We start from the raw sequence: 25,534 nt of genomic DNA, 5'->3' as shown, positions 1-25,534 counted from the left end.
GGCAAGACCGCATCGTTGCGTTTGCGTTGCGGAGTTAGCTCATCAGCCCGGCGCGTAGCAGCTCCGACTTCACCGCGATGCGCTGCTCGATGCTCAGGCTCGCCAACGCGCCATCAATCGCGCTGCTCTCCATCGACGGAAAGCTCCCACCGGCATCAAGAGCGACACCCTGCTTCGCGAGCATCGTCGCCATCCCCGCAGGCAGCGTCACGCGGCCTTGTACAACAGGAGAGGCAGCCGCAGCAGTCAACTCGGCAATCTTCCGTTCAGCACTCGCAATCTGGCCCTCCGCCTCGGCAAGCCGGCGCTCCAGCTCAGCCTCGCGCGCGGTCTCCACGGTCGCAACAATGCGCCCCACCGACTGCTGCGCCTCCGCAGCAAGCGCCACCTGCTGCTCTGCGATCCGCTCCGCTGCCTGCTCCAGCGCCTCGGCCACTGCCTCCAGCCGCTCCATCGTCTCCGTCAACTCCAACATGGTCTTCTCCTTCATCGAACTCTCCTCTTCTGTTGAGACATCGTTCGCTCACACCGGCATCGCAGCCACCCTTGAAGCGCGATGCACTGCGCTTCGAGCGCCGCCGCGCCGAACATGAAACGAAGTCGCCCTGTACGCTGCCTTCTCACGCAGCAGAATGGCAGCACCGGTGAACGTGGCCCGCGTCAGCGTCCAGACCGGCGCGCGCATGTCGGCAACGTGCGCATCCGCCAGTTCGTAGCTCATGCCCATCGTCGTAGGGGCCTCTGCGCTCAAGCCCCCCGTCAACGCCTCCGTGCGATGAAGCTGGCTACGGTCGAACTCCGGCCCTCTGAACTCGGGCCCTCTAAACTCAGGAAAGTCCCGCGCAAAGAGATATCCCCGCACCAGCAGCTTCTTCCCTTCCAGATGAGCAGCCGTGATGATGCCGCACTTCTGGCGTGCATCATGGCCGTCCCAGCCTGCCTTGTAGTCCACCGCCATGCCGAGCAGGCTCGGCATCGCAGCCTCCGCGGCCTCACGCGTCAACACAACGCGGTGCCCGCGCGAGCCGCTGGGCGCCTTGTCGCTCGGCACATCCACCAGCGTCAGGCAGCCCTCAAACGGAAGCCGGTTGGGGTGACCTGCAACATCAGGAAACTCCACCGCCATCGCACGCAACTCGCGACCGTTACAGCGCCGACGCACTCTTCCACCCACGTCCAGGCCTGAACGGCTCCTCGACGCAGGGTCCGACCGCACTGCTTCCTTCACGCATGCCTCCTTCTTCTCTGACCACACCTTTGCAAACTCTTAGAGCGCCGCTGGTTCCGCGACCGCCGGCAGCCCACGCTGTGACCGTACTTCAGCAACGGAGATCACCCCGGCCTTCAGTAGATCCAGCTGCATGCTGAGCTCCACCTGCTCATCGCGGCTGCCAAGTTCGCTCCACACAAAACGCAGATCGTTCCACCCCAGCCGTTTCGCGATCACATCGCGCGTCAGGTGCTCCGCTATCAGCTTCGCCAGCGGCACAACCGCGTTCTGAAACGCCTCGTTGGCAAGCTCCTGCGCCGTCGAGCGGTTCACATTCTGCGTCACACCCAGCAGCATCGACGGCAGATCGAACGCATTCGCAATCATCGTCAGCAGAAACTCCTGCCACTGCAGCCGCAGGTCCGCATCCGTGCCACCTGCAAATCGCAGCACCTCGGGCTTCTGCTCCGAGCTGAGCACCGGCACGCGCCCTGTCCCCTCAACCTCATCCTGCCACCAGCGAATGAGCCGTTCATGCTGCTCCGGCGTGCGCTTATTCAGCCACAGCGCATACTGCACTACGCTGTTCGAAGCCAGCCGCGCCGCATAGCGATGGCTCTGCAGAAACTGCGTGATGGACTCGAACGCGACCTCCATCTTGCCCAGGCCAAACACCGTATGCGTGCGAGGATTCAGCTTCACGTACATCAGCTGATCGTCCCGCAGCGGGATCAGCTTTTCGCTACCCGGACGCGAGGTCAGCTGTGCATAACGAGGATTGCCCGGATCGCCATCCCAGAACGAGTTCACCTGGATCGTCGCGCCATCCACTGGATACAGCCGCACCGGCGCCGCATCGTCTCCCGTGATCTCGACCTCCGCGGCGCCAAAGCCACCAATCAGCGTGTCCTCGATCACCTGCTCAATCAGCGTGCGAAAGCTATCCGTATCGTTGGGCGTCTCGAACGACCGCATCAACGCCGCCGCGCGAAGCTCGCGGTCGCCGTTTGGATCCTCCGGCAAGCCGGGACGCGCTTCGATGCGCCACTCCATGCACGCGATCTTGTCCTTGATGCAGTTGATCGCCCGCCGCGCCGCCGGCGTCTCCGCAAACCGCCGCAGGTTGGCAGCCGTCGGCTTGGGCAACTGATGCTGCACACCGCTGCCACGAAATGGAGCAAAGATCGAGTTCAGCCCCAGCGGCGCGGCCAGCGTCTTACGACTCCCAACATCGTCGGCCGCAGCCTCCACATCGGTCATCCGCTCCCACATCTGTTTCACTACCGTTCCCAAACCCATCCCTTCGCCTCCAAAAGCAAAGGGCGCGGCCATTGGCCACGCCCTGCAGTCTCTAGTCTTCGGTTGGACTACACGTGCAACTCCCGCTTCGCTGTCTCGGCAACCCGCCCGAGGTCCGCGACCGTCAGCACCCGAATCGCCTCCCGCTCCATCACACTCACGCCAAAGCGGTACTGCTCCTCTTCACTGACAGTTGAAATCCGTTCCACCACCGCGGTCAGCTCCAGCTCCGCGCCCTCCACGCGCGCAACGCCCTCGCGCAGCGCCGCAGCCGAGTACGCCAGGCCCTTCGCGCCCTCCACATCGTTCCCTAGCGACACCGCCTGGAACATCCTCACGCGCCCATTGCGATACCCGCAGTCGAGCTTCAGCGGATCACCCGCCTGCGTATATTGCGAAGCCGCGATCCGCTTGCGCATCAGCCGCCACACACCTGCACGCTCAAACGCCGTCCTCAACTCGGCCGCAATCGTCGCACGTCCACTCACCTTGCGCCGTCCACCCTCAGCCTTCAGCGGCTCCACATACATCCGCAGCAGCTGCTCCATCTCCGCCGGCACGCTCTCCGCGAGCGTACCGCGCATCTCGGTCAGCTGCACACTGTTCGAGAGCGTATCCTCCAGCGTCTCGAGCACCGGCTTCGCATTCACCTTCAGCTCTACGCCGCCATGCAGCCGCTGCGTAATCTCCTCCTCCAGCGATTCCAGCATCGCGACATCCGCGCCTGGGTCGATGCAGCGCACGCGGCTCCAGTCGCGTGTGAACCGCACCGTCACCAAGCCTTCAGGTCCCGGCGCACGCAGCAGCACACCGATGTTGGCAAACTCACCCTTCACCACATCCGGCACATAGCGCACCAGCGAGAACTCGCATTGCAATCGCTCCGGCACGGCCCTCTACCTCCACTCCGCGTTGTACGCCCACTTCGTCGGCCGCATCGACATATACTGCACCACGCGTGGCCGCGTCGCCCGGTTCGGGCTGCTGCCATGCGGCAACGACTGGTGCCACAGTACCAGATCGCCGCGCCCTGCCGCGATCGGCTTCGCCTTCAACGTCCGCAGCGCCTCAGCCCGCGGATCGACCCCTTGCGGCAGCGCCTCCAGCCAAGCATCAAGCTGTTTATGAAACCCCGGCACACAGCAGAACGCCCCCTGCGCCGCCTCGGTCTCAGCCAGATACAGGATGCCCTGAATCCCAAGATACCGAGGCTCCGCCAGCGTAGTGTCCCAGTGCAGATGCGGCCCCGGAAACCTCCACCCCGGCCGCTCCGGCGGGTTGAGCCCGGTCTGGTCCACCGTCGCCCACAGATCTTCCCGCCCCCACAACTGCGCGAACGCCTTCACCACCCGCGGTGCAAAGCGGTTCGCGCGCACCACCGGATGCCGCAGCAGCGGCACCCAGATCGTGTGCCCCAGCTTCTCCGAGTACCAGCTCTCTGGATCGTCGCGGTCCATCTCAAGGTGCGCGTAGATCGCAAGCTCGGCCGCCTCTGCGTCTTCCGCACTCACAACCTGCTTCACCACCACATACCCATGCTCATCCCAGTGGGAGAGATCATCCTCACTCAGCCCCGACACATCATCCAAACTCCCAATCGGCGACGCGACCTCCGCTTCGCTCAGCGCCGCATCCAAATGCTCAAGTGCAGCCTCCGTCAGATACTCCCCATTCAGCGCAAACACCCAAGCCTTAAACGCCTCGAACGAAGGGCGTTCCTGGTGCAGGTACCGCAGTGTCTCCAGGTGGTTCAACTCCAGGCCGCAAAGCAGGGTGCCCTGCAGGTCCCACGGCAGGGAGGGTCCACCCTCAACCGCCTGCTGCCAGAGCTCGTGCAGCCGCTCAACCCACAGCCCCGTCCCGATCTCCTGCATCGCCATCCCTTGCACGCATCCTCCCGCCCAGCCCGCATCAGCCTCTGCGAGGCTACATGATAAATCCGCCCACCTGCGGCTGTTGCTGGCCCGTTGTCTCGTAGACACCCTCCACCGCGCCCCATTTCGGGAACGGTTCTCTGTCCGAGCGCCGAAACTGCGTGATCAGGTCCCGTACCCGCTCTCGCCGCTTCAGCAGCGTCTCCATCAGGCCCTCGATCACCCGCGTGTCGCCGCCATACCACTCCGGCGGCACCTCCTCGGCGATCTGCCACAGCGCCTCCGCCGGGAACGACTCGATCCGTCCCAGCCACGGCTCAAAGCTCTTCCATCCCGTCACCTGCCGATACACCAGGTTGCGCGGAAACACCCCACGCAGCGGCGAGTCCGGGAAGCTCCAGTCGCCCACGTTGAAGCAGTAGCCCTGGTCCACGAACACCGCGCGATAGCGCTTCTCACGCGGCTTGCGTTCATACACCGCCTGCCTTCCATTGCAGTTGCCGGTCCACTTGTCCACGGCCAGCATGCCTGCGAACTCGGCAAGGTTACGCACCTCATCCAGCTGCGACTCCGGCAGATAATCCACCACCTGCCCCGGCATCAGCCCGCCCACAAACTGGCTGCCGAACTGCAGCCCCGGCTCGCAGCGCACGCGGCCGCCGCGCTCTCCACTCACCATCATGCCGGGCGAGTGCTCGATCAGCCACTCACTCACCTCCACCACATCCGTCTTCGGCACCGACAGCCCAACCGCCTCCGCGATCCGCGTCGCAATCAGCTCATTCGCCAGCACACGCAGATGCTGTGGGTTGTTCTTGAACTTCACCACCCACAGCTTGCCGTCGCCGCCGAGCATCAACTGGCTCTGCGCTCCACCCCGCATCGGTCGAATTGCCTGTACCGCCATGACTGCCAAGTGCACCTGCCTCCATGCAAACCTTACCGCAGTTCACGGCGGCTTGCATGGACGACAGTTCACCTGCTCCTGCCGCGCCCGCCGCTCTCCAGCATCCGCGCACGTACAGCCTGCCCAATGGCCATCGCCATCACCAGGTCGTCGTGCGCCCCACTCGCTGCTCCACTGCCGCCGCGTTCATTCGACACAAACGTCCTGCACTCGCCCAGCAGGCGACGGCTCATGAACATCTCCGGCGCACTCTCCAGCAACGACCCCAGCCGCGCAATCATCTCCGGCTTGCTCGCCGAGCTCGTCAGCCACCCGGCCTCGCTGCCATCATGCCACAGCCGCTCATACCGCTCGTTCGTCTGCAGATACGCAATCACCGCCGCGCCATGGTTGTTCCTCTCCACCACGATCACGGAACCGTTATACTCACGCGCAACCTCCGCGGCGACCCTCGCCAGCTCCGCAGGACGCAGCCTCTGCTGCAGCTCCGCACACTGCAGCCCCGTCTGCACCTCGAGCACCTGCACCGCGGCATAATCACCTTCCCCACCGCCTCCGCACGAATCGACAGCCAGCAGGTAGTCCTTACCTGGCATAGGCGGCAGCCAGATCTGCAAAGCCCCGTTCGAACGCCTCTCTCGCGGTTCCGGGGCTTGCAGCACCCTTCGTTCAACCGCTTGCACATCAAAGCACGACGATCCGCTTACCCGGAAGCATGTCTCAGCATCCTCGGCAAACTCCTGCGAGCGCAGTTGTCCATAACTGCGCTCGAGGCCTCGGCGAAAACTTATCTGCCCAAGCGTCAAACTGTGCCTCGCAACCAGCTCGCACTCTTCGGTCGTCAACGACGACGCATCGACTGCAGCTCCACAATAAGCAGGCTCCAGCCACCAGGGCAGAAAGTGTCGCACCAGGCCATCCCCCTTACCACCGGGCTCAGACGCCGTACGCCACTCGTCGTAGAACGCCCCATAGGCTCCATTCGGCGTGCTCTCCATCACCATCTCGCCATCTTTCGCCAGGGCCGCGCGCAGACCTGCCAGCGTCTCCGCTGCATCTCCGGCCCAGCGGCTCACCTCGCTGCAGTGCAGGTTCTGGATCGTCAGCCCGCGGCCGACACCCTCATCGCTCGCGCTCGCAATCCGGAACTCGCTATCGATGCGAGGGAACAGCATCTGTCCCACATTCGCACGGCTCCTGCGCAGTGGGCCCTCGCGCAGATCAGCGGGCAACTCCTCCCACATCCGCTGCACAATCCGAAAGATCGACTCCGCCGCCGATCGCGTATGCGCCACCTGCAACGTCACAGTGCCAGGCCGCGTGATCGTCCGCAGAAAGAACCTCGCGGCCACCCACGTTGTCATGCCCATCTGACGGGCCTTCAACACGATGTTCTGCCGTCCGCTCCACCGCTCAAACCGGCGCTGGGCCGGGTTGGCGATCAAGGGCCTGATACTGCCCGCACGATGCCGTATTCTCAGCAACTCTGCAGCCACGGCTATCCTTATTTCAGGACCACCCTCCATCAGCTGGCCCAACTCTTTTAATACGGATGCGTCATCCACTCTCACTACCCCATGCAACCCTTCCCGAAACGCTGCGGGCTCCCTTGAACCATCAGGGGAGCCCACGCCGTTATCGCCGCACTGCAACACCCTCAGCCTTCCCGCTGAAGCTAGTCGTGGATCAGAGTGCAGTCCGCGACACCGCTGTTTGGAGCCGGTCCGACGTTGCTCATGCGCAGATTCACCGTCGTTGTCGTCGGGGCATAATAGCTCAAACTGGCTTGCGCATTGGTCGCGGGCCCGGTAGACGAGTTGAGCATGCACACCAGTGCGTAGCTGGTGTCCGGCTCCGCCACCGGGAACGTTGCTGTCGCATCGCACCAGTTCCCGGCACCACTCGTCGTGATGCACATCGTTACGTGAAAGTGCTGAAAGGCCGCCGTGTTCACCACTGCGTTGGTGGCCAGCGACGACGCCTTCACCGGGCCATTGATCGTCGTCGCGTTCAACGTTCCCACGTTGATCGTCGGCGCCGTAAACGCCTGCGGTGAGAACGAGTACGAGATCCCACCAACATCCCACGCCGCCGTCCTCGACTGCGGCGAATACGTCAGGTAGTCCTGGCCTCCCGAGACAGCATCCAGATCGAACAGTTGGTAGCTCGAGTCCCACCGGCCACAGCCGTAGAGGTTGCAATGCACGCGCATCACCGCACTCGCGCCCGCATCCACCTCGAAGTCGTTCCCCCACGGGCCGGACACCACATAGGCATCGTCCGGCACGTTATAGGACCCACCGGCACCGAAGTAAAAGTTCGCCGGCGTCGCATTGGTGATCTGCCAGCCCCGCGCGCCCACACCCATCAGACCCGCGTACGTCTTGCCTGCGCTCACAAACTGCGTGGGGCGCGGCTCATACTGCGTAATCAGCTCCGTGTCCGCATATGTCTGCGCCTTGTAGTAGTGCGGCTCCTCGACCGTATCGCCGCTCGCCCACGCGACCGTATTCGCTCCCAGCGTCAGCGTGCCATCCACCTGCTTGTTCGCAGGGTTGAACACACTCAACACCTCCGCCAGCGGATACAGCACATATCCGCCCGTTACATAGCTCAACGTACCGCCCGAGCTCGTGCCGTCCGCACCAGCGCTGTTGTACGTGAACGTATTCGGCCCAGTCATCGACACCTGGAAGCTGCCGTTATAACTCGCGTCGGCAACCCCGGCAACATTCAGCGTCAGTCCCGTCAGGTCGTAGATCGGGCTCCCGCCCATGTTCACCGTCACCACGCCACTCGCTCTCGTGACGGATGCAATCGGGAACGACTGGTTGAGATAAGCGCTCGTGCTTCCAGCCCCATGGTTGCCAAGCAGCGACATCCCGGACTCCGCGTAGTACAAGCTCTTCGCGCTCAGCGAACCCACCACCGGCCACAGCTGGCGAATGCCATACCGCGTATCCACTGTCTGCTCGATACCGTAGCCGCAGAGCCCTCCCACTGCCACCGTCGCACCCGCCTCATGCACCTTGTTCAGCGTCAAGCTGATGTGGCTTCCATCCACCACCGTGTAGTTCGCCATCTCAAAGTTCGGTGTGTCGGAGTTCCCTCCGCCTCCATCCGCAACACAGGCCACACCGCTGGCAGGGAGTGCCGTCGTGCTCGTCGCATAACCGGCAGGTACTCCGCTCGTATTGATCGCCAGCGTAACGGTCCCCGGCGCCATGTTCGCCGGCTGCGAGACCGCCGCCTGACTCGTCGCCAGGAACACGCTCACCGGAAAGCTCGTTCCCGTGAACGTCGCCTCGCCAAACGGAAGATACCCATTCGATGTCCCGAACACTCCCCCCGTCAACTGCCCACTTGAGATCGTCTTCGCCGGGTTCGTGTCGATCAGAAACCGGCCATCGCCCTGTGTCTGCGAGCCCGAGCTCGGCGTCACATAAAGACTCGTCGCTCCTGTCATACATCCCGACGTACACGTCCCAGTGAACACATGGAGATCTTCACTGATCTGCAGATCGAACGGATGCGCCCCCTCATCCGCATTGTCTCGATACCCACCCGACGTCGTAATGAACTGACCACCCGCAAGGCAGTCGCCCACGCCATAGCACGACAGCGCATTGCCGAACTGCACATGCTGCCCCTGCGTGTTGTACACGCCCGTAAGCTGCAGCACGCCATACGTGTTCTTGAAGTACGGCGGCGTCTCAATGCCCTGCGGATACTGGTTCGAGCCGCCCGTCAGCGCATTCTCCGTCATCGTCGCCGTATACCCTGCAACACCCAGGGCGCCCGGCCTCGCCTGCTGCAGTTGCACCGCCGAAAGCGTGGACGTCTGCGTGACACTCTCACTCACGTTCTCCGCCGCCCGCGGAGCCAGCGGATTCAGCGTCGTCCTCACCTCCGCTCCGCCCCGCTGGTCGATCACCACCGCATTCGACGGCATCCCCGCCGCGTTCGCTCCATCGTTACCCGTGTACGTCGGCTGCACCTTCACATCGCAGCCGCTCGCGCAGTCGGCGCTCGCCAGCGCATTGCCGATACCGTTGTTCCCGGCACCGCTCAGATACTGGCTCGCATACAACTCACCATTCAGCTTGTTGACATCCAGCTCCGTGCCGCTCGGCTGCGACACCGCCTGCGTCACCGACGGCAGAAGGCTCACCTTGCCGCCAACACCGCTCGCAATCGCCGTCACGTTCTCGTCTACATAATTCTTGTCCGCCGCCTGGTTCGGACTCACCGGATCGGCGGGCAGGACCAGCGGTCCCGTCATCGTGTCGCCCGTCTTCAGCACATACACCGACGTCGTGTCCGCCGGCGTCCCCGTCACCGCCGCGGCAATCGCATGGTCCACATACGCCTTCGACACCGTCTGCATCGCCACGCTCGTCGGTAAAACCTGGCTCTGGATGGCCGACAGTTTCGCCGGCCCGCCCCCGGGCACCGTCACAGGGACAATCCAGTATTGACGGCTTGTTGTGCCGTCGCTCAGGTGGAACGTCGCGGTATAGTAGCTGCCGATCGGCGTCGCTCCCGCATTCGGCGCCAGCGCAATCGACAGCGCCCCGTTCGTTTCAATCGTTGCGGACGTGGTCCCCGCCGGAATCACCGCGCCCGAAGCTGTCGTGAAATCCGTCCAGCTCACCAGCACCGTCCCACTCACCGGAGCACCACTCGCGTTATAGACCGTGTCCTGTACAGTGGTCGTCGGCAAGGGGCTCTGCGCTCTCGCCATCGCTCCATAACCGGTCATCAACGCCAGCAGCAAACACACCAGCGTCACACCTCGACTCACTCCGCTCATCTCTCCTCCATGCGTCCATCGCTTCATCTTCAAAATCCACCGCACGCTGGGTGCCCCATGTCCCGACTTTGGGACATGGGTAAAGCTGCCACCGATGTCGATATCAACCAAGGCCTGAGCGGGGTAGCAAGCATGCACATCGCACCGGCCTTATCTTCAGCACCTCTAGCGATCACCCACTTGCTTACGCGTCCGCATTTAGCTTCTGCAGCGCCGCAGCCGCCGACGAGCCCAGCTTGTCGAAGTCCGTCGCCAGCTTCTCGCCGTCCGTGATCACATCCAGCCATGTCCCATGCGCCATCACCGTCTCACCAAAGCTCTTCAAAGCACTCAGCACCGCCGCATCGTCGGCGAAGTTCATCCCCTTGGCCGCATACGCCGCCAGCACCGCCACGCTCAACAGGCGCAGCTGCGTGAACGCGGCCCCACCGTCCTTCACCATCGCCCCTGTAAACGCGCCCACATCGTCGATCACCGTCACCACCTCCGGCAGCAGCGTCTGCGCATCCGACTCCACATCCGACGTGATCGCAATCACCTTGCCGATCTCACCCGCCGCGCCCGTAACCTTCTTGCCCAGCCACTCAAAACCCTTCACCACTTCACTGAAGATCTTCGTCACGATGGCTCTCTCCTCCCCGTCTCCGGGCACCTCTCAAAATCCAAGCACCGTCCTGCTACCATCTCCATGTGTCCCTTGCTAAAGCACACTGCTGAAGGGCATCACACCGAAAGGCACTTATGGACTCCAACAACTCCGCAACACGCCGCTCCGAAGACATCGCTCTCGATCTCCTCAAGTTCGTCGCTTCGCACGCCAACCTCGGCAACAAGTCCGCCGCATCGACCACCGGCTTTGGCGTTCCCTCCACCGCGAAGACCGAAGACCAGGTCGCCCAGATCTTCGACCTCTACGCCCGCTGCCGCACCGCGGTTGAGTCCCCCACACCCGCACCCGCCAAGTAGCCATGCCCCCTCTACGCGTCGCCGTCATCGGGACAGGCGCCTTCGGGCGCAATCATCTCCGTGTCTACCGCGAGCTCGAGGCCGCACACCCCGGCCTCGTTCAGCTCGCAGCCTTCGTCGACACTGACGAGCAGCGCCGCACCCTCTACGCCAGCCAGTACAACATCCCCGCCTTCGCCACCGTCAACGAGCTCCTCGACACCGGCCTCCAGCTCGACGCCGCCTCCGTCTGCGTGCCCACCATCCATCACGCCGCCGTGGCCGAGCTGCTCCTGCTCTCAGGCATCGACGTCCTCATCGAAAAGCCCTTCGCCGCCACGCTCGCCGAAGCCGATCACCTGCTGTCCCTCGCGCGAGAGCGCGACCGCATACTTGCGGTTGGACATTTAGAACGCTTCAACCCCGCGGTCACGGCCACACTCGCCGCGCTCAACAAGCCCATGTTCTTTGAGGCCCACCGCCTCAGCATCTTCACCCCGCGCTCACTCGACGTCGACGTCGTGCTCGACCTCATGATCCACGACCTCGACATCGTCCTCTCGCTTACCAACTCGCCGGTCTACGAAGTCCGCGCCGTCGGCATCCCCATCCTCTCCCAAAAGGCCGACATCGCGAACGTCCGTGTCGAGTTCGAATCCGGCTGCGTCGCCAACTTCACCGCCAGCCGCATCTCCACCGAGCAGGTCCGCAAGCTCCGCCTCTTTCAGCCCCACCAGTACCTCTCGCTCGACTTCGCCCGCCAGGAGTTGCTCTCCATCGACGTCGACCCGCGCCTCGTCGCCGGCCTCGCCGCCGTCGCCGACGACCCCCAGCTCGCCGCGCAGTTCTTCGCCCAGGCCTCAGCCGCTTCACCCGACCCTTCGCACCCCACCGCCGGCTTCTCCCTCACCAAGGCCGACATCCCCAAAGGCGAACCCCTCCTCCTCGAAATCGAAGATTTCCTCCAAGCCATCAAGAACCGTACCCCTCCACGAGTCTCCGGCGAAGCCGGCCGCGCCGCCCTGGCCCTCGCCCTGGACATCAACGACCACATCGCCGCCCACACCCACCGCGCCGGCCTGGCCTAACCCAATACACTCCCCCGCAACAAAACAGGCGACCCTCATCAGGTCGCCTTTCTATTCCCTACTCCCCACTCCCTATTCCCTGCCTCTTACTCCATCTTCTTCACCACCACCCCCGGCGGAATCTTCAGCTCAAACTGGTCCGCATCGAACGGCTGGTTCAGTGTCAGCTTGGTCACATTGAGCTTCAGCGTGTACTCATCCAGCGGCCGCTTGATCGTAATCACCGTCGGAAACTCCTGGTCACCATACGACTGGTACGCGTCATAGGTCGCCTGCGTCACAATCTGCCCGTGGTCATCGAAGATGTCCTGCTGAAACGGCAGCATGTTCACGCGGCTGATGTGCACAATCCGCACCGGCCGCAGAATGTGGTCGGTCACCGTCTTCGAGATCGTCATCTCATAATCCGGCTCTTCCACCACCGGCTGGTGCTTCGTCGCCGGCTGAATCACCCGCGTCGACTCCGACAGCGAGACATACTCGTTGTCCTTCACCCCCGGCACCAGCAGCGAGTCCAGAAAAATTGGCGGCCGCAGGTTCTCCAGCCCGTTCTTCGACGGATGCGTCACCGTATTCGACCCCGTCATCCACACATCGCCATGCCCCGCCGTCGCATGAACCAGTGTGAACGTGTCCGCATTGCCCACCACATCCAGCGCCCGCGATCCCAGCACCGGCAGCAGCATAATCACCCGGACATCCGACGGCTTCTGGACGAAGATATACCCCTTGAACGAGGTGTACTCCGTGACCTTGCCTTCCTTCGATCCGCCCACGCTCGCCGTCACCAGCACCTGCAGGTTCAGCGTCTTCATCGCCGCATCGCGGTCCGAAAGGATCTTCTCCAGGTTCTCCACCGAAGTGGACCGGTACACATCCGGAGCCTGCGTCTTCTGCACCACGCGCGTCGTCGAGAAACAGCCCGTCGTCCCGGCAGTAACCCCCAGCAGCAGCATCGACATCGCACAGCGTTTCAGCATTCAGGCAATTTCCTAAGTATATCGACTCAGCAGAACTCCTGTTCGATTCATAACAATCGTCTTATTCAGGACTCTACTCCGTCACCGTTCCAGCAGCTCCCTCAACTCTCAGGAACCCCTTATCGTTCGATGGCTCGAACGGCAATCCGGACCAACCGAATCCGGTTATTCGCACATCGCCTGCAAACTCATCGCACATTCCGTATCGCTCAGTAAAAATTGGCGTACAGCGTCAGGCTCAACCTCGAAATACGCTCACCGTCCCTCAAACTAAAGCGGGAGACCTCTGTAAGGTCTCCCGCGTTTCCTCTACTTCTTCAGAATAGCAGTTCGAACAAAGCAAACATGTTTTTATTTTGAACGGCATAAGCGCCTTGCAAACAACCACTTGCAGCCATCGCCAACCGCCGCCCCTCTTGACAGCAATCGGGCAACCGCCACCTCACGGCTCCAGCGGATTCAGCAACCCTGCCTCCAGCAGCAGCCCGGTCAGCCGATCCACCGCCTGCGCGTAACGCTTCAGCAGGTGGCTCAGGCTCATGCCGAGCATCCCTGCCGCCTCGCCGCGCGTGTACTGCTGCAGGATCAGCCGTTTGATCAGCTGCTGCTCGGTATAGTTCAGCCGCGCCAGCCGCTGCTCCACGTCGTGGCAGAAGATCACCACATCCTCCAGCCCATGCACCCGGTAGTGCGTCACATGCCCACGAAAGATCTCGCGGCTCATCAGCGACGGCACCCTGCCGGCCTGCATCGACAGCCGCAGATACCGCCGCAGCAGCGCCTCCGTGTACTTGCGATAGAACGCCAGTTCCACCGCCGGCTTCGCTTCGGGCTTTGCGGCAGCCTCCGGCGGAACGTCCGCAGCCGCCACCGCCCACACTCTTTCGAGTGTCACAGCCGTGGCTCGTCTGCCGACGATCTGGCCCGTGCTGCCCTCTCGCAACTCCGGTTCGGCCTCCACACGGCACACTGGCTTTCGTACCAGGTACATTCCTGAGGCACCTTGGTTTGCCCTCTTCAGTGCCTGGTTCACCGGGCACCTCCTGCGCAGGCCACAGCCCGTGGGGCCTTCGGTTTCCGCCCTCGCCGCTTCCCTGTAAGCGGCGCTGGACACTCTGACAACCACGAGGCACAACCACGGCAGTAGCTCCCTTGGCTGGCGGGACGCAACCACAGCGCTCCGCATCCTTCGCAGATCTTCAATTCCACACGCAAGTCGTTCATTCTTATCTCTCCAGGTACAACTCCTCAACGGGCCTCGGTCTTTTCAACGGTCGAATGGGCCCATTCAGGTGCTATAAGGTCACTTTGCCGGTGTCCGCGATCTCCGCCGCATGGCCACTGTCCGAGCGCCCTGTTTTTGTCGCTTTGAAGCCGGGCCGATACCTGGAAAATCATCAGCCCCGCAACACAATACCTCGCCAGTCGAGCAACCCCTCAAGAGCCGAAGACGTCTCTCTCTTAGCTGCTCTTCTGCAAAGTGGGCTGTTTATAGACCCCTGCTCCCCACCTGTCAACAGCATTTTTCCTGGATCGACAAAACTTCTATAAATCAAGTTTTTACAATAGTTTAGGCGTATTTTAGGTGAGCTTTACTTTCATAGTTTCGCCTTTTCTTCTCCATATCAAGAACATGCCTTGTTTCGGAACTCAAACTCCACAACGCACCCCCAAGGCCTAGGGCTTAACCGTCCCGCACCACAAGCGTCCCAGCACCCGCTTCTGCAGACAACCAAGGCCCGCTCCATAGAGCGGGCCTTGTCGATTTCGAACGACTCTCTACGGCTGGCTCTTCCGGTATGCCGCCACGTTCGCATTGTGTTCATCCAGGCTCTTCGCGAACTTCGTTCGCCCACTCGCATCCGCCACAAAGTACAGATAGTCCGTCTGCGCCGGATGCATCGCCGCCTTCAGCGCCGCCAGCCCCGGATTGCAGATCGGTCCCGGTGGCAGTCCGCTATGCGTATAGGTGTTGTACGCCGAGTCCGAATGCAGCTCGCTCTGGTGGATCACCCCCGTCCACGTCCCCCGCAGCAGCGACGCGTAAATCACCGCAGGGTCAGTCTGCAGAGGCATCCCCGCCTCCAGGCGGTTCTCGAACACGCTCGCCACCTCGGCGCGCTCATCGTCAAAGCGCACCTCTTTCTCTACCAATGACGCCATCGTCACCGTGCGCCCGATATCTGTACCGTTCAGTCCAAGCTTCCTGACCTCCTGCCCAAACCGATGCACCATCGTCGCCAGCATCAGTCCCGGCGTCGTATGGTGGTCAAACCTGTAGGTGTCAGGAAACAGGTATCCCTCCAGCGAGCTCGCATGGGGGCTCCACCGCTGGATCAGGTCCACATTCGCCCGCGCGGCCTTCAAAAAATCATCCCGCGACCCCAGCCCTGCCGCCTGCACCGCATTCGCAATGTCGAAGAGGTTGTACCCCTCCGGCACCACCAGCGCGATCGTGAACACGTCCCCGCGCCGAATCCGGTCGTACACCCCCAGCACCGACGTCGGCCTATCGAACTTGTACTCCCCGGCCTTCAGCGTCCCGCTATGCCCGCTGAACTCCTTCACCAGCCGCACGGCATCGAACGCGTACCGGCTGCGCACAATCCCGGCCTTCTCCAGCTCTGCCGCGATCCCCGCGCTTCCCTTCCCCGGCGCGATATCGACAAACGTCTCGTGCGTCGGCCCATACGGCAGCAGCACATAAAAGACGGCCCCTCCGGCCACCAGCAGCAACAGCAACAGCATCCACTTCAAAGCCCGCACACGAACCCCCTCACGTCATAGCTCCCGAGTCGCATTTTAGTCGCCGTACACTAACTCTCGTGGCCTTCCCTCGCACTCTCGCTCTCGATGTCGGAGACAAACGCATCGGCCTCGCCATCACCGATGAGCTCGGCCTCACCGCGCAGCCGCTCTTCACCCTGCACCGCGCAAGCGGCAAGTCGGGGCTCCGCTCCGACCTCAAAGCCATCGCCCGCTTCATCCGCCAGCATAAAGTAGAGGTCCTCCTCGTCGGCCATCCTCTCAACGCCGACGGCACAACCGGCCCCCAGGCCATCAAATCCGAAGCCTTCGCCCAATCCCTCCGCGAAGCCCACCCCACGCTCCAGCACCATCTGCTCGACGAGCGCCTCACCACCCGCGAGGCCCACTCCCTGCTCAACGACGCCGGCCGCCTCCACCGCTCCGCAGGCCACGCCGCCCGCCTCGACCGCAAACACCTCATCGACCAGGTCGCCGCCGTCCTCATCCTCGAAAGCTACCTCGCCAAAGACGGCCCCACTCTTCTCCCCGACCCCGACCAACCCTGACCTCCGAAGCTGTCAACCCCTCCACACTCCATATCTCGCTCAACCCAAACAATCCAATCCACTTACACCCCACAAAGAAAAACACCTTCCCAGGCTCCACCACCTATACTGGAAGTAGGGAAACAAAACTGGCTCACTGGAAAACCGGGTAACTGGCAACTGAAAGCCGCAAACCCCAGCTCGCTCTATCCTCTACACACTATCCCCTTTGCTCCCCATATCATACCCGCAACCATCTACAGAATCAGCCACTTACCCTCGGGATCACCCCGTAAGCCACTGATTCCACTAGATACCTCAGCTACATAGGGGAGGGGGGAGGGATCGGCTTCTCTGCATCTTCCGCTGTCTGTCTTCCGCCACGAACCGCCGCGCCCTCTGCGTCCTCCGCGTTTGCCATTACCGCAGCGATGCGCCAAAGGCGCGAGCGTACCTCTACAACCCGAGCAGTCACACTCGTATAATCTAAGGGAAGCATGGAAGATATTAAAAAAGCCCTCGAAGAGCAGATCAAGGCTCTCGAATACGAACTCACCACCGAGCTTCCGGCAGAGATCAAGAAGGCCGTCGCGCTCGGCGATCTCAGCGAAAACGCCGAGTACCACTCCGCCAAGCAGCGCCAGGAGTTCGTCAACGCGCGCCTCGGCCAGCTGAAGAAGCGCATGGGCGAGCTCGCCATGGTCAACCTCGACAACATCCCGCGTGACAAGGTCGGTTTCGGCTCCACCGTCGTCGTCTTCGACACCACCAAGGACGAAGAGATCACCTACAAGCTCGTCACCAGTGAGGAATCCGACGTCACCAAGGGCCTCATCTCCACCACCTCGCCCATCGGCCGCTGCCTCCTCGGCAAAGAGGTCGGCGACGAGGCTACCGTCGTCACCCCCAACGGCAAGCGCGTCCTCGAGATCCTCAAGCTGTACACCATCCACGACACCGTCCCCTCCGCCAAGTAACCCTCTTCGTCTATCCGCGATAGACTTAAAAGCGGACAAATGACCTGGACTAGTGCATTCGGTAAAGGCAGCGGCTGGCTGCTACAAAAGATCGTCAACGGGCTTGCGCTCTCGCGCATCTCGCCCAACACACTCACCTTCGTTGGACTCATCATCAACGTCGTCGCGGCCTTCTTCTTCGGCTACGCTCGTACCGGAAACTACGTCCGCATGTTCCTCTACGCGGGCCTGGTCATCATCGGCGCGGGGCTCTTCGACATGGTCGATGGCCGCGTCGCACGTCAGACCAACCAGGTCTCCGTCTTCGGCGCCTTCTTCGACTCCGTACTCGACCGCTACTCCGACGTGGCTCTCTTCTTCGGCCTGCTCGTCTTCTACGCCCGCGGCAACCGTTACTTCTACGTCTTCCTCGTGGCCTTCGTCATGACGGCGAGCCTCATGGTCAGCTACACCCGCGCCCGCGCCGAAGCCCTCATCGGCTCCTGCAAGGTCGGCTTCATGGAGCGCCCCGAGCGCATCGTGCTCATCATCCTCGGCGCCCTCTTCGAGAAGTGGGGCGCAATGGCTCCGGCTCTCTGGGTACTCGCAATCATGTCCACCCTCACCGTCATCCATCGCATGCGCTACACCTACCTTGAGACCGAGCGCCGCAAGCTCGAGATCGCCTCGCAGTAGCTAGCATGCAACCTCTCCTCCTCATCCACGGCGGCGCGTGGGCCATGCCCGACGACGCCATCGCCGCTCACGAGCGCGGCATCGCCGCAGCGCTTGAGGCCGGTTGGTCCGCGCTCACCCGCGGCGGCTCCTCCGTCGACGCGGTCGAGGCCGCCATCACCGTCATGGAGGACGACGACACCTTCGACGCCGGCCGCGGCTCCTTCCTCACCCGCGACGGTCGCGTCCAGCTCGACGCTCTCCTTATGAACGGCGCCGACCTCCGCTCCGGTGGCGTCGCCTGCGTCGAGCGCCTCCGCAACCCCATCCAGGCCGCGCGCCTCGTGCTCGACAAGTCGCCACACGTCTACTTCGTCGGCACCGGCGCCGAGCGCTTCGCCCGCCAGAACGGCATGGCGCTCATCGACAACACCGAGCTCATCGTCCCCCGCGAGCGCGACCGCCTCATGGCCTTCCAGCGCGCCGAAGCCGCAGGCCACCCCGACACAACCTTCTCGGGCAACTCCACCTCCAACATCTCCACCACCCCCACAGATGTGTCATCTCGACCGGAGGCCGCAGGCCGTAGCGGAGAGACCCGCGTCTCTTCTACCACCCGCGCTGAATCCTCGACCCGCTTTGAAGGGGACGGGCTTCAGCCCGTCCGTTCAGCGCCTGCCAAAGAAGGGGCTTTAGCCCCGGAGGCTGACCCAACCTCGCACTCCCACGACACCGTCGGCGCCGTCGCCATCGACGCCCAAGGCAACCTCGCCGCCGGCACCTCCACCGGAGGCACACTCTCCAAGGCTCCCGGCCGCGTCGGCGACAGCTCCCTCATCGGCTGCGGCTGCTACGCCGACAACCTCTCCGCCGCCGTCTCCCTCACCGGCTGGGGAGAACCCATCATGAAGCTCGTCCTCGGCAAATGGGCCGTCGACCGCGTCGCCGCCGGCGAAGCCCCACAAGCCGCAGCCACAGCCGCCATCGACTACCTCCACACCCGCCTTGGCGGCCACGGCGGCATCATTCTCCTGGGCCCTGACGGCCGCATCGGCCTCGCGCACAACACCCCCCGCATGGCATGGGGTCTCGCCACCGCCGAAGGCCAGCAACTCGGCGTCACGCGAAACCCGTAATTGTCTTGCTTTTGAGTCTTGTCATTCCGCAGCGCAGCGGAGGAATCTGCTTCTCTACCATGCGGGCCAGCATCATAAGGGATACGCAATGACGCCCGAGCTCTTCACCGACCCAGCCGATCTCGAAGCCACCCGCCGCCCGCTCACACCCGAGCAGGCCGACAAGCTTCCGCACATCCATCGCCTGCTGCTCGGCCACTACGGCAAGCCCGCACCGCGCGAACCCTGGGACCCGCTCACGCAGCTCATCTACTCGCTGCTCAGCGCTCGCACCAAAACACCCGTTTCGCACCAGGTCATGCGCGACCTCGAAAAGGCATTCAACGCCGGCCCCGGCAACTGGGAGCCCGTCCGCGACGCCTCCGTCAACGAGATCGAGCGCGCCATCGCCATCGTCACCTTCCCCGAGCAAAAAGCCCCTCAGCTCAAGGAAACACTCATGGGCATCAGCGAGCGCTACGGCTCGCTTACCCTCGACTTCCTCGCCAAGTACCGCACCGACAAGATCCGTGCCTGGCTTGAGCAGTTCCCCGGCGTCGGCCCCAAGACCAGCGCCGCCGTCGTCAACTTCTCCATCCTGCGTCGCCGCGCCCTCTGCATCGACAGCCATCATCTGCGCGTAGCCCAGCGCCTCTGCATCGTCCCGCGCGCCGACGCCGCCACCACCGAGGAGCGCCTCATGCGCCTCGTTCCTGAAACCTGGGACGCCGCCATGCTCGACGAGCATCACTCCCTCGTCAAGCTCCACGCGCAAACCCTCTGCACCTTCTCCGAGCCAAAGTGCACAAACTGCCCGCTGCTGAACATCTGCCCAACCGGCGAGCGCAACCTCGCCGAACTCAAGCTGACGTAGCCACCATCTACACTGGTCATCGATGACTCTCCAGAACCTTACCGACAACTTCGCCATCCCCGGCGCGCTTGAATTCTCCGAAACCGACACCGGCCTCCTTCGCGCGCACATCACCACCCCTTCCTGCACGGCTGAACTTTACCTGCAAGGCGCGCACCTCACAGCATGGCAGCCCACCGGCGAAAAGCCCGTCATCTTCCTCAGCGAGCGCTCACCCTTCGCCGAAGGCAAAGCCATCCGCGGCGGCGTTCCTATCATCTTCCCGTGGTTCGGTGCCCGCCTCTCCACACCTGAGAGCCCACGCACCGACGGTCCCGCGCACGGCTTCGCCCGCGCCTCCGAGTGGACACTCGCCTTCGCCGCACTCGCCGGCGACGACATGCACCTCACCCTCACCCTCGGCCCCAGCGACACCAGCCGCGCCCTCGGCTGGGACCACTTCCAGCTCGCCTTCGAACTCAAACTAGGCCGCGAGCTTCGCATGCGCCTCACTGTCGCCAACCAGAGCACCGCACCCATGCGCTTCGAGGAAGCTCTCCACACCTACTTCACCGTCAGCGATGCCACTACCATCGCCATCAACGGCCTAGCCAACACCGAATACCTCGACAAGACCGACAGCTTCAAGCGCAAGACGCAGCTCGAGCCCACACTGCACATCACCAAAGAGACCGACCGCCTCTACCTCAACACCACGGAGACAGTCACACTCGACGACCCCGGCTTCCACCGCCGCATCACCGTCGCGAAATCAAACTCCAACTCCTCCGTCGTATGGAACCCCTGGTCCACACTCGCTGCAAAGATGGCCGACATGACCCCCGAGAACTGGCGTTCCATGACCTGCATCGAGACCGTCAACGCCATGGAGAACAATATCCAGCTAGCCCCCACCCAGACCCACACCATGGAAGCCCACATCACCGTCGACCCGCTCGCTTCTTAGCCTTCATTCATTAAGTTACCGAGTAAGTAAGATGTGTCATCTCGACCGGAGCGCAGCGTAGTGGAGAGACCTGCTTCTGCCCCTGCCCATCTCCACTGAGCCACCACCCATGCACCCCACACGCCTCATCCTCGCCTCACAATCTCCGCGCCGCCGCGAACTCCTCACCCAGGCCGGCTTCACCTTCGACATCCTCCCCGCCGACATCGACGAAACCCGCCTTCCCAACGAAGACCCTGCAACCTACGTGCAGCGCCTCGCCCTCGAAAAGGCACGCACGCTCCAGACCAGACACCCGCACGCCACCATCCTCGGCGCCGACACCACCGTCGTCCTCAACGGCACCGTCCTCAACAAGCCCACCGACATCGCCGACGCCGAACGCATGCTCCGCGCGCTCTCCGGCAACACGCACCAGGTCCACACCGGCGTAGCCGTCGTCTCGCCCACAAAGCAGCTCCAACACCTCGAAACCACCAGCGTCTTCCTGACACCCATCCCCGAAGCCGACCTGGCCCACTACCTCGCCACCGGCGACTCCCTCGACAAGGCCGGCGCCTACGGTATCCAGGGCTACGCCTCCCGTTGGGTCCGCCGCATCGAAGGCGACTACTTCAACGTCATGGGCCTCCCCATCGCCACCACTGTCGCCCTTCTGAACCAAGTCGTTGAGAAGACCTCCACCACACCACCAGCCAGGTAGCCCGACGCTTTAGCGTCGGGTCTCATTGCCTCGAAGAAACGATGGGGGCTTTAGCCCCTGGGTATGCTTTCGCGTACCCTCCCACAGATGTGTCATCTCGACCAGAGCATCGCAGCTTCATCGCTATGCGGAGCGGAGAAAAAAACCGTATTGGCAGTAGCTATTGCCGTTGCTTGTTTTTCTCTGCGAACCTTTGCTTCCTCTGCGCCCTCTGCGTTTGCCTTTGCAGTAGCGAGAGCCTAAGGCGCGAGCGTACACCGGGGAGGGAGCAGGGGCCTTCAGGCCCCTGAACCAGACGCCCCAGAAGAAAGGGGCTTCCGCCCCGGGCTTTGCTTTCGCGTACCCACCCACAAATCTGTCATCTCGACCGAAGCATCGCGCTTTTGCGATGCGCAGCGGAGAGACCTGCAGTTGCGGCAGCGATGCGCCGGAGGCGCGAGCGTACACCTCCTATCGCGCCGGGGAGGGAAACGCGATCATCCCCGCAATCATCGCCGTCCGCTCCACCAGATGCTTCACCACCACATGCTCATGGTCCGCATGGGCCCCCGCGCCAACCGCCCCCATCCCATCCAGAGTCGCCACCCCAATCCCAGCCGTAAAGTTCCCGTCCGACCCGCCGCCCGTCGAAGCCTCCTCCAGCATCAACCCCATCTCCGCAGCCAGCTTCCGAGCCTGCTTGAACAGCGCCACCGTCCCCGCCTTGCGCTCCATCGGAGGCCTGTTGATCCCACCCGAAACCGTCAGTCTGCAGGCCTTATCGGTCACCTTCAGCCCACGAAACATCCGTGCTACACGCGCAGCGTCAGTCGCCTTCGCAATCCGCACATCCACCTCGCAGCGGCACTCGGCGGCGATCACATTCGACCGAGTCCCACCCGCGATCACCCCCACATTCACCGTCAGCCCACGCTTCAAATCCGTAAAGCCTGACACCGTCTCCACCAGCCGCGCCATCTCCAGCACCGCCGAGTGCCCGCGCTCAAAGTCCACCCCCGCATGCGACGCCACGCCCTCCACCCGCAGCTCAAAGTGCCCTACACCCTTCCGAGCTGTCTTATAGGCCAAGCCCTGCGCAGGCTCCAGCACAAACACCGCCTCACACTCCCGCGCCACCTTCTCCGTAATAGCCCGCGACACCGGACTCCCCACCTCTTCTTCACTCACCAACAGCAGCGTCACCGGCCTCTCCGCGCCAAGCGACTTCGCCGCCGCAATCGCCTCCAGCGCCATCACCACACCGGCCTTCATATCCAGCACACCCGGCCCCCAAATCCTTCGAATCCCGTCTTTCCCGTCAGCCTCGCGCCACGGCATCTTCGCCAGCGTCCCCATCGGCCAAACCGTATCCAGATGCCCCAGCAGCAACACCCGCCCTGTCCTGCTGCGGCTCGACCCAAACCGCAGCTCCAGCACATCGCCAAATCCTTTCTGCCTGTGCCGCTTCACCACGCCACCCATCTCAGCAACCCACCCAGCAACCAACGCACCCGCACGATCCACCGCCGCCTTGTCCTCGCTCGGCGACTCCACCTCAACTAGCTCCCGCAGCCGCTTCAGCAACCGCGACTCATTCCTCGCTACCACCTCACGCATCGTCATCTCTCTACGCTACCGCCTTTGCCGCAACTCGCGCCACACCCCGCACCTGTCAACCCCAAACCACCCACTCCACCCCTCAACCCTCACAATCCAATCCACTTACACCCCAAAACCAAAAACACTTTCCCAGGCTCCACCGCCTATACTGGAACTAGGACAGAAAACTGGCAAACTGGTAGCTGGCATACTGGCAGCTGAAAGCCGCAAACCCCAGCCACGCCCGCTAACCCCTTCACCAGCAATATCATACCCGCAACCATCTAAAGAATCAGCCACATACCCCGGGGATCACCCCGTAAGTAACTGATTCCGCTAGAAACCCCCGCTACATAGGGAGGGGGGAGGGTATCGACCGCTACTGTGTCAACTTTGCCACATCCCAATTTGGCTTCCGTGGGTTTAGCCTGTCGTCTGTCGGTTCTCGGGACACTCTCTGGCAAGCGAACCCCAATTCGAGCACACCATTCTCCAGCCGCTGGAGTTCTCCGGCATAGGTCTCCACTCCGGCGTCGATGTTGCCATGCGGCTCATCCCCGCTCCCGCCGGCTCCGGCATCGTCTTCCGCCGCTCCGACCTCGACAACTACGAGATCCCCGCCACCGGCCGCAACGTAGCCAAGGTCAGCTACGCCACCTCGCTTATGCGCCAGGGCGTGCTCATCTCCACCACCGAGCATCTGCTCTCCGCGCTCATCGGCCTCGGCGTCGACAACATCATCGTCGAAATCGACAACCTCGAAGTCCCCATCCTCGACGGCAGCGCCCTCCCTTACGTCACCGCCATCCTCGCCTCCGGCCTCAAGCGCCAGCGCCGCAAACGCGAGTATCTCAAGATCCTCAAGCCCGTCGAAGTCCGCGAGGAATCCAAAGCCGGCAGCAAGTTCATCGGCGTCTATCCCGGCGACGGCTACTCCATCCACTACGCCATCGACTTCCCCGAGCCCATCGGCCGCGACACCTTCATCGGCGACCTCGAAGCCGGCGACTACGCCAACCTCATCGCTCCTGCCCGCACCTTTGGCTTCAGCGAAGACGAAGCCATGCTCCGTGACATGGGCCTCATCCGTGGCGTCTCCGACTCCAGCGCGATCATCGTCACGCGCAGCACGCCGGACAAGCCCGGCACCGTACAGAACGGCCCGCTCCGCTTCTCCGACGAGTTCGTCCGTCACAAGGTCCTCGACCTCATCGGCGACCTCGCCCTCGCCGGCCGCCGCATCTGGGGCCGCGTCGTCGCCGAGCGCGCCGGCCACGCCATGCACACCGCCCTCGTTCAGCGCCTTCTACAAGACCGCTCCGCTTGGGTGCTCGCCCACCGCTACGACGAGACACCAGCGTCTGAAGTCTCAGACTCGGATCTCGCCTCACCCCTCCTGCATCCATCCCATGCCTGAGCCCCGCACCACAGCAGCCATCGCTTTCGGCTCGAACCTCTCCTCACCCTTCGGCGACCCGCAAGCCAATCTCCACGAAGCCCTGCGCCAACTCGCCACTCTCGGCGCCATCACAGCCGTCTCCACCTTCCACGCAACCGACCCCGTCGGCTACGTCGACCAACCCCGCTTCCTCAACGCCACAGCTCTTCTCAAAACCCCGCTCCCGCCTCTCGATCTCCTTCGCGCTCTGCTCGCTATCGAGCACGTCATGGGCCGCGACCGCACCAACGCACCCCCAAAAGGGCCGCGCATCATCGACCTCGATCTGCTCCTCTACGGCAACCTCATCCTGCACACACCAGAGCTCACACTACCGCACCTAGCCATGCACCAGCGCGCCTTCGTCCTCGCACCGCTCGCAGAAATCGCGCCAACCATGCTGCACCCCACGCAGCACCGCACCATCGCCCAGCTACTCGCGCAGCTTTCTTAGTGAAACGACACCACCGCAGTCTTACCCTCGCTGTCCCGATACGTCACTTGGTCCTTGCTCATCTGCAGCAACCGCGCCCCATCGTCGCTACCCACCAGCGTGGCGCCATCGTTGGCCACAAAGCACACAAAAAAGTGGACGCAGTTCAGCCGCGCCGGCTCGCGCACAGGCATGTCATGCTGCAGCAGCGTAATGTACATCGGCGCGTTGTCGTTCTCCAGCAGCACATCGTCATTCAGATTGAAGAACACCTGCGCGCCGTCCTCCACCACGCCATTGCGCGTCACCGACGCCCGAAAATCGCGCACATAAATCTGCTGCCTGTAATAGAACGCGACCATCGCCAGCACCAGCAGCCCCAGCAGAACTCCTCGTTTGAACGTCAG

Annotated in this window: 25 protein-coding genes; 11 read left to right on the top strand and 14 right to left on the bottom strand. The window is 63.0% G+C overall.

From position 1 onward, the window contains the following. Positions 1-34: 34 nt before the first annotated feature. The 9 genes from GOB94_RS09225 to GOB94_RS09185 form a co-directional block, all read right to left on the bottom strand. Positions 35-490 carry a hypothetical protein gene (locus GOB94_RS09225; protein WP_182275656.1) on the bottom strand — a complete coding sequence of 152 codons (456 nt, stop codon included), beginning with the start codon at positions 488-490 and terminating at the stop codon, positions 35-37. Between the two features lie 33 nt (positions 491-523). Next, positions 524-1,228 (bottom strand): hypothetical protein, encoded by a 705-nt coding sequence (locus tag GOB94_RS09220; RefSeq protein ID WP_255483787.1) that lies wholly within the window; start codon positions 1,226-1,228, stop codon positions 524-526. A 39-nt stretch (positions 1,229-1,267) separates the two neighbouring features. Then, positions 1,268-2,482, bottom strand: coding sequence for a phage portal protein (locus GOB94_RS09215; RefSeq protein WP_255484407.1), 1,215 nt, complete (start codon positions 2,480-2,482; stop codon positions 1,268-1,270). A 95-nt stretch (positions 2,483-2,577) separates the two neighbouring features. Then, positions 2,578-3,399 carry a DUF3037 domain-containing protein gene (locus GOB94_RS09210; protein WP_182275654.1) on the bottom strand — a complete coding sequence of 274 codons (822 nt, stop codon included), beginning with the start codon at positions 3,397-3,399 and terminating at the stop codon, positions 2,578-2,580. Between the two features lie 6 nt (positions 3,400-3,405). After that, the gene (locus GOB94_RS09205; protein WP_182275653.1) at positions 3,406-4,389 is read right to left on the bottom strand and encodes a phytanoyl-CoA dioxygenase family protein; all 984 of its coding nucleotides are present in this window, start codon (positions 4,387-4,389) and stop codon (positions 3,406-3,408) included. 46 nt (positions 4,390-4,435) lie between these two features. Further along, complete coding sequence (locus tag GOB94_RS09200) at positions 4,436-5,290, bottom strand: HipA family kinase (protein ID WP_182278549.1); 855 nt, start codon at positions 5,288-5,290, stop codon at positions 4,436-4,438. A gap of 68 nt (positions 5,291-5,358) precedes the next feature. Then, the gene (locus GOB94_RS09195; RefSeq protein WP_255483783.1) at positions 5,359-6,735 is read right to left on the bottom strand and encodes a terminase; all 1,377 of its coding nucleotides are present in this window, start codon (positions 6,733-6,735) and stop codon (positions 5,359-5,361) included. 230 nt (positions 6,736-6,965) lie between these two features. Then, a complete protein-coding gene (locus tag GOB94_RS09190) occupies positions 6,966-10,103 on the bottom strand; it encodes a hypothetical protein (protein ID WP_182275652.1) in 3,138 nt (1,045 codons plus the stop codon). A gap of 184 nt (positions 10,104-10,287) precedes the next feature. Continuing rightward, the gene (locus tag GOB94_RS09185) at positions 10,288-10,725 is read right to left on the bottom strand and encodes a hypothetical protein (protein WP_182275651.1); all 438 of its coding nucleotides are present in this window, start codon (positions 10,723-10,725) and stop codon (positions 10,288-10,290) included. A gap of 119 nt (positions 10,726-10,844) precedes the next feature. Here GOB94_RS09185 and GOB94_RS09180 point away from each other — a divergent pair, with 119 nt between their 5' ends. Further along, positions 10,845-11,069 carry a hypothetical protein gene (locus GOB94_RS09180; RefSeq protein WP_182275650.1) on the top strand — a complete coding sequence of 75 codons (225 nt, stop codon included), beginning with the start codon at positions 10,845-10,847 and terminating at the stop codon, positions 11,067-11,069. 2 nt (positions 11,070-11,071) lie between these two features. Continuing rightward, the gene (locus tag GOB94_RS09175) at positions 11,072-12,136 is read left to right on the top strand and encodes a Gfo/Idh/MocA family oxidoreductase (RefSeq protein WP_182275649.1); all 1,065 of its coding nucleotides are present in this window, start codon (positions 11,072-11,074) and stop codon (positions 12,134-12,136) included. Positions 12,137-12,222: 86 nt separating this feature from the next. Here GOB94_RS09175 and GOB94_RS09170 read toward each other — a convergent pair whose 3' ends face one another. The 3 genes from GOB94_RS09170 to mltG all read right to left on the bottom strand — a co-directional run bounded on the left by GOB94_RS09170 (position 12,223) and on the right by mltG (position 15,882). Then, complete coding sequence (locus GOB94_RS09170; RefSeq protein WP_182275648.1) at positions 12,223-13,116, bottom strand: DUF4292 domain-containing protein; 894 nt, start codon at positions 13,114-13,116, stop codon at positions 12,223-12,225. 442 nt (positions 13,117-13,558) lie between these two features. Further along, a complete protein-coding gene (locus GOB94_RS09165) occupies positions 13,559-14,107 on the bottom strand; it encodes a hypothetical protein (protein ID WP_182275647.1) in 549 nt (182 codons plus the stop codon). 788 nt (positions 14,108-14,895) lie between these two features. Next, the gene (gene mltG, locus GOB94_RS09160) at positions 14,896-15,882 is read right to left on the bottom strand and encodes an endolytic transglycosylase MltG (RefSeq protein ID WP_182275646.1); all 987 of its coding nucleotides are present in this window, start codon (positions 15,880-15,882) and stop codon (positions 14,896-14,898) included. 59 nt (positions 15,883-15,941) lie between these two features. Here mltG and ruvX point away from each other — a divergent pair, with 59 nt between their 5' ends. The 7 genes from ruvX (at position 15,942) to GOB94_RS09125 (ending at position 21,678) form a co-directional block, all read left to right on the top strand. Beyond that, entirely contained in the window at positions 15,942-16,430 is a 489-nt protein-coding gene (gene ruvX / locus GOB94_RS09155) for a Holliday junction resolvase RuvX (RefSeq protein ID WP_182275645.1), read from the top strand. A 476-nt stretch (positions 16,431-16,906) separates the two neighbouring features. Beyond that, positions 16,907-17,386 (top strand): transcription elongation factor GreA, encoded by a 480-nt coding sequence (greA, locus tag GOB94_RS09150; protein WP_182275644.1) that lies wholly within the window; start codon positions 16,907-16,909, stop codon positions 17,384-17,386. Positions 17,387-17,425: 39 nt separating this feature from the next. Then, positions 17,426-18,061 carry a CDP-alcohol phosphatidyltransferase family protein gene (locus GOB94_RS09145; protein ID WP_182275643.1) on the top strand — a complete coding sequence of 212 codons (636 nt, stop codon included), beginning with the start codon at positions 17,426-17,428 and terminating at the stop codon, positions 18,059-18,061. A gap of 5 nt (positions 18,062-18,066) precedes the next feature. Further along, complete coding sequence (locus tag GOB94_RS09140; RefSeq protein WP_182275642.1) at positions 18,067-19,176, top strand: isoaspartyl peptidase/L-asparaginase; 1,110 nt, start codon at positions 18,067-18,069, stop codon at positions 19,174-19,176. 88 nt (positions 19,177-19,264) lie between these two features. Then, the gene (locus GOB94_RS09135) at positions 19,265-20,029 is read left to right on the top strand and encodes an iron-sulfur cluster loop (RefSeq protein WP_182275641.1); all 765 of its coding nucleotides are present in this window, start codon (positions 19,265-19,267) and stop codon (positions 20,027-20,029) included. A gap of 22 nt (positions 20,030-20,051) precedes the next feature. Then, the gene (locus GOB94_RS09130) at positions 20,052-20,975 is read left to right on the top strand and encodes a D-hexose-6-phosphate mutarotase (protein WP_182275640.1); all 924 of its coding nucleotides are present in this window, start codon (positions 20,052-20,054) and stop codon (positions 20,973-20,975) included. 109 nt (positions 20,976-21,084) lie between these two features. Beyond that, on the top strand, positions 21,085-21,678 hold the full coding sequence (locus GOB94_RS09125; RefSeq protein WP_182275639.1) for a Maf family protein: 594 nt from the start codon (positions 21,085-21,087) through the stop codon (positions 21,676-21,678). A 450-nt stretch (positions 21,679-22,128) separates the two neighbouring features. Here GOB94_RS09125 and GOB94_RS09120 read toward each other — a convergent pair whose 3' ends face one another. Continuing rightward, positions 22,129-23,274, bottom strand: a complete 1,146-nt coding sequence (locus GOB94_RS09120; protein ID WP_182275638.1) for a M20 family metallopeptidase — start codon at positions 23,272-23,274, stop codon at positions 22,129-22,131. Between the two features lie 439 nt (positions 23,275-23,713). Between GOB94_RS09120 and lpxC the strand changes: the two genes are divergently transcribed. Then, the gene (gene lpxC / locus GOB94_RS09115; RefSeq protein ID WP_182278547.1) at positions 23,714-24,673 is read left to right on the top strand and encodes a UDP-3-O-acyl-N-acetylglucosamine deacetylase; all 960 of its coding nucleotides are present in this window, start codon (positions 23,714-23,716) and stop codon (positions 24,671-24,673) included. Next, the gene (folK, locus tag GOB94_RS09110; protein ID WP_182275637.1) at positions 24,666-25,148 is read left to right on the top strand and encodes a 2-amino-4-hydroxy-6-hydroxymethyldihydropteridine diphosphokinase; all 483 of its coding nucleotides are present in this window, start codon (positions 24,666-24,668) and stop codon (positions 25,146-25,148) included. The genes lpxC and folK overlap by 8 nt, the downstream gene beginning before the upstream one ends. Here folK and GOB94_RS09105 read toward each other — a convergent pair. Then, positions 25,145-25,489, bottom strand: a complete 345-nt coding sequence (locus GOB94_RS09105) for a hypothetical protein (RefSeq protein ID WP_182275636.1) — start codon at positions 25,487-25,489, stop codon at positions 25,145-25,147. The genes folK and GOB94_RS09105 overlap by 4 nt on opposite strands. Positions 25,490-25,534 lie beyond the last annotated feature (45 nt).

Origin of the sequence: Granulicella sp. 5B5, assembly GCF_014083945.1 — a bacterium.
In the GTDB taxonomy this organism is placed as follows: Bacteria; Acidobacteriota; Terriglobia; order Terriglobales; family Acidobacteriaceae; genus Granulicella.
Note: the sequence above shows the minus strand (reverse complement) of the source record. Positions and strands in the feature narration are given on the sequence as shown.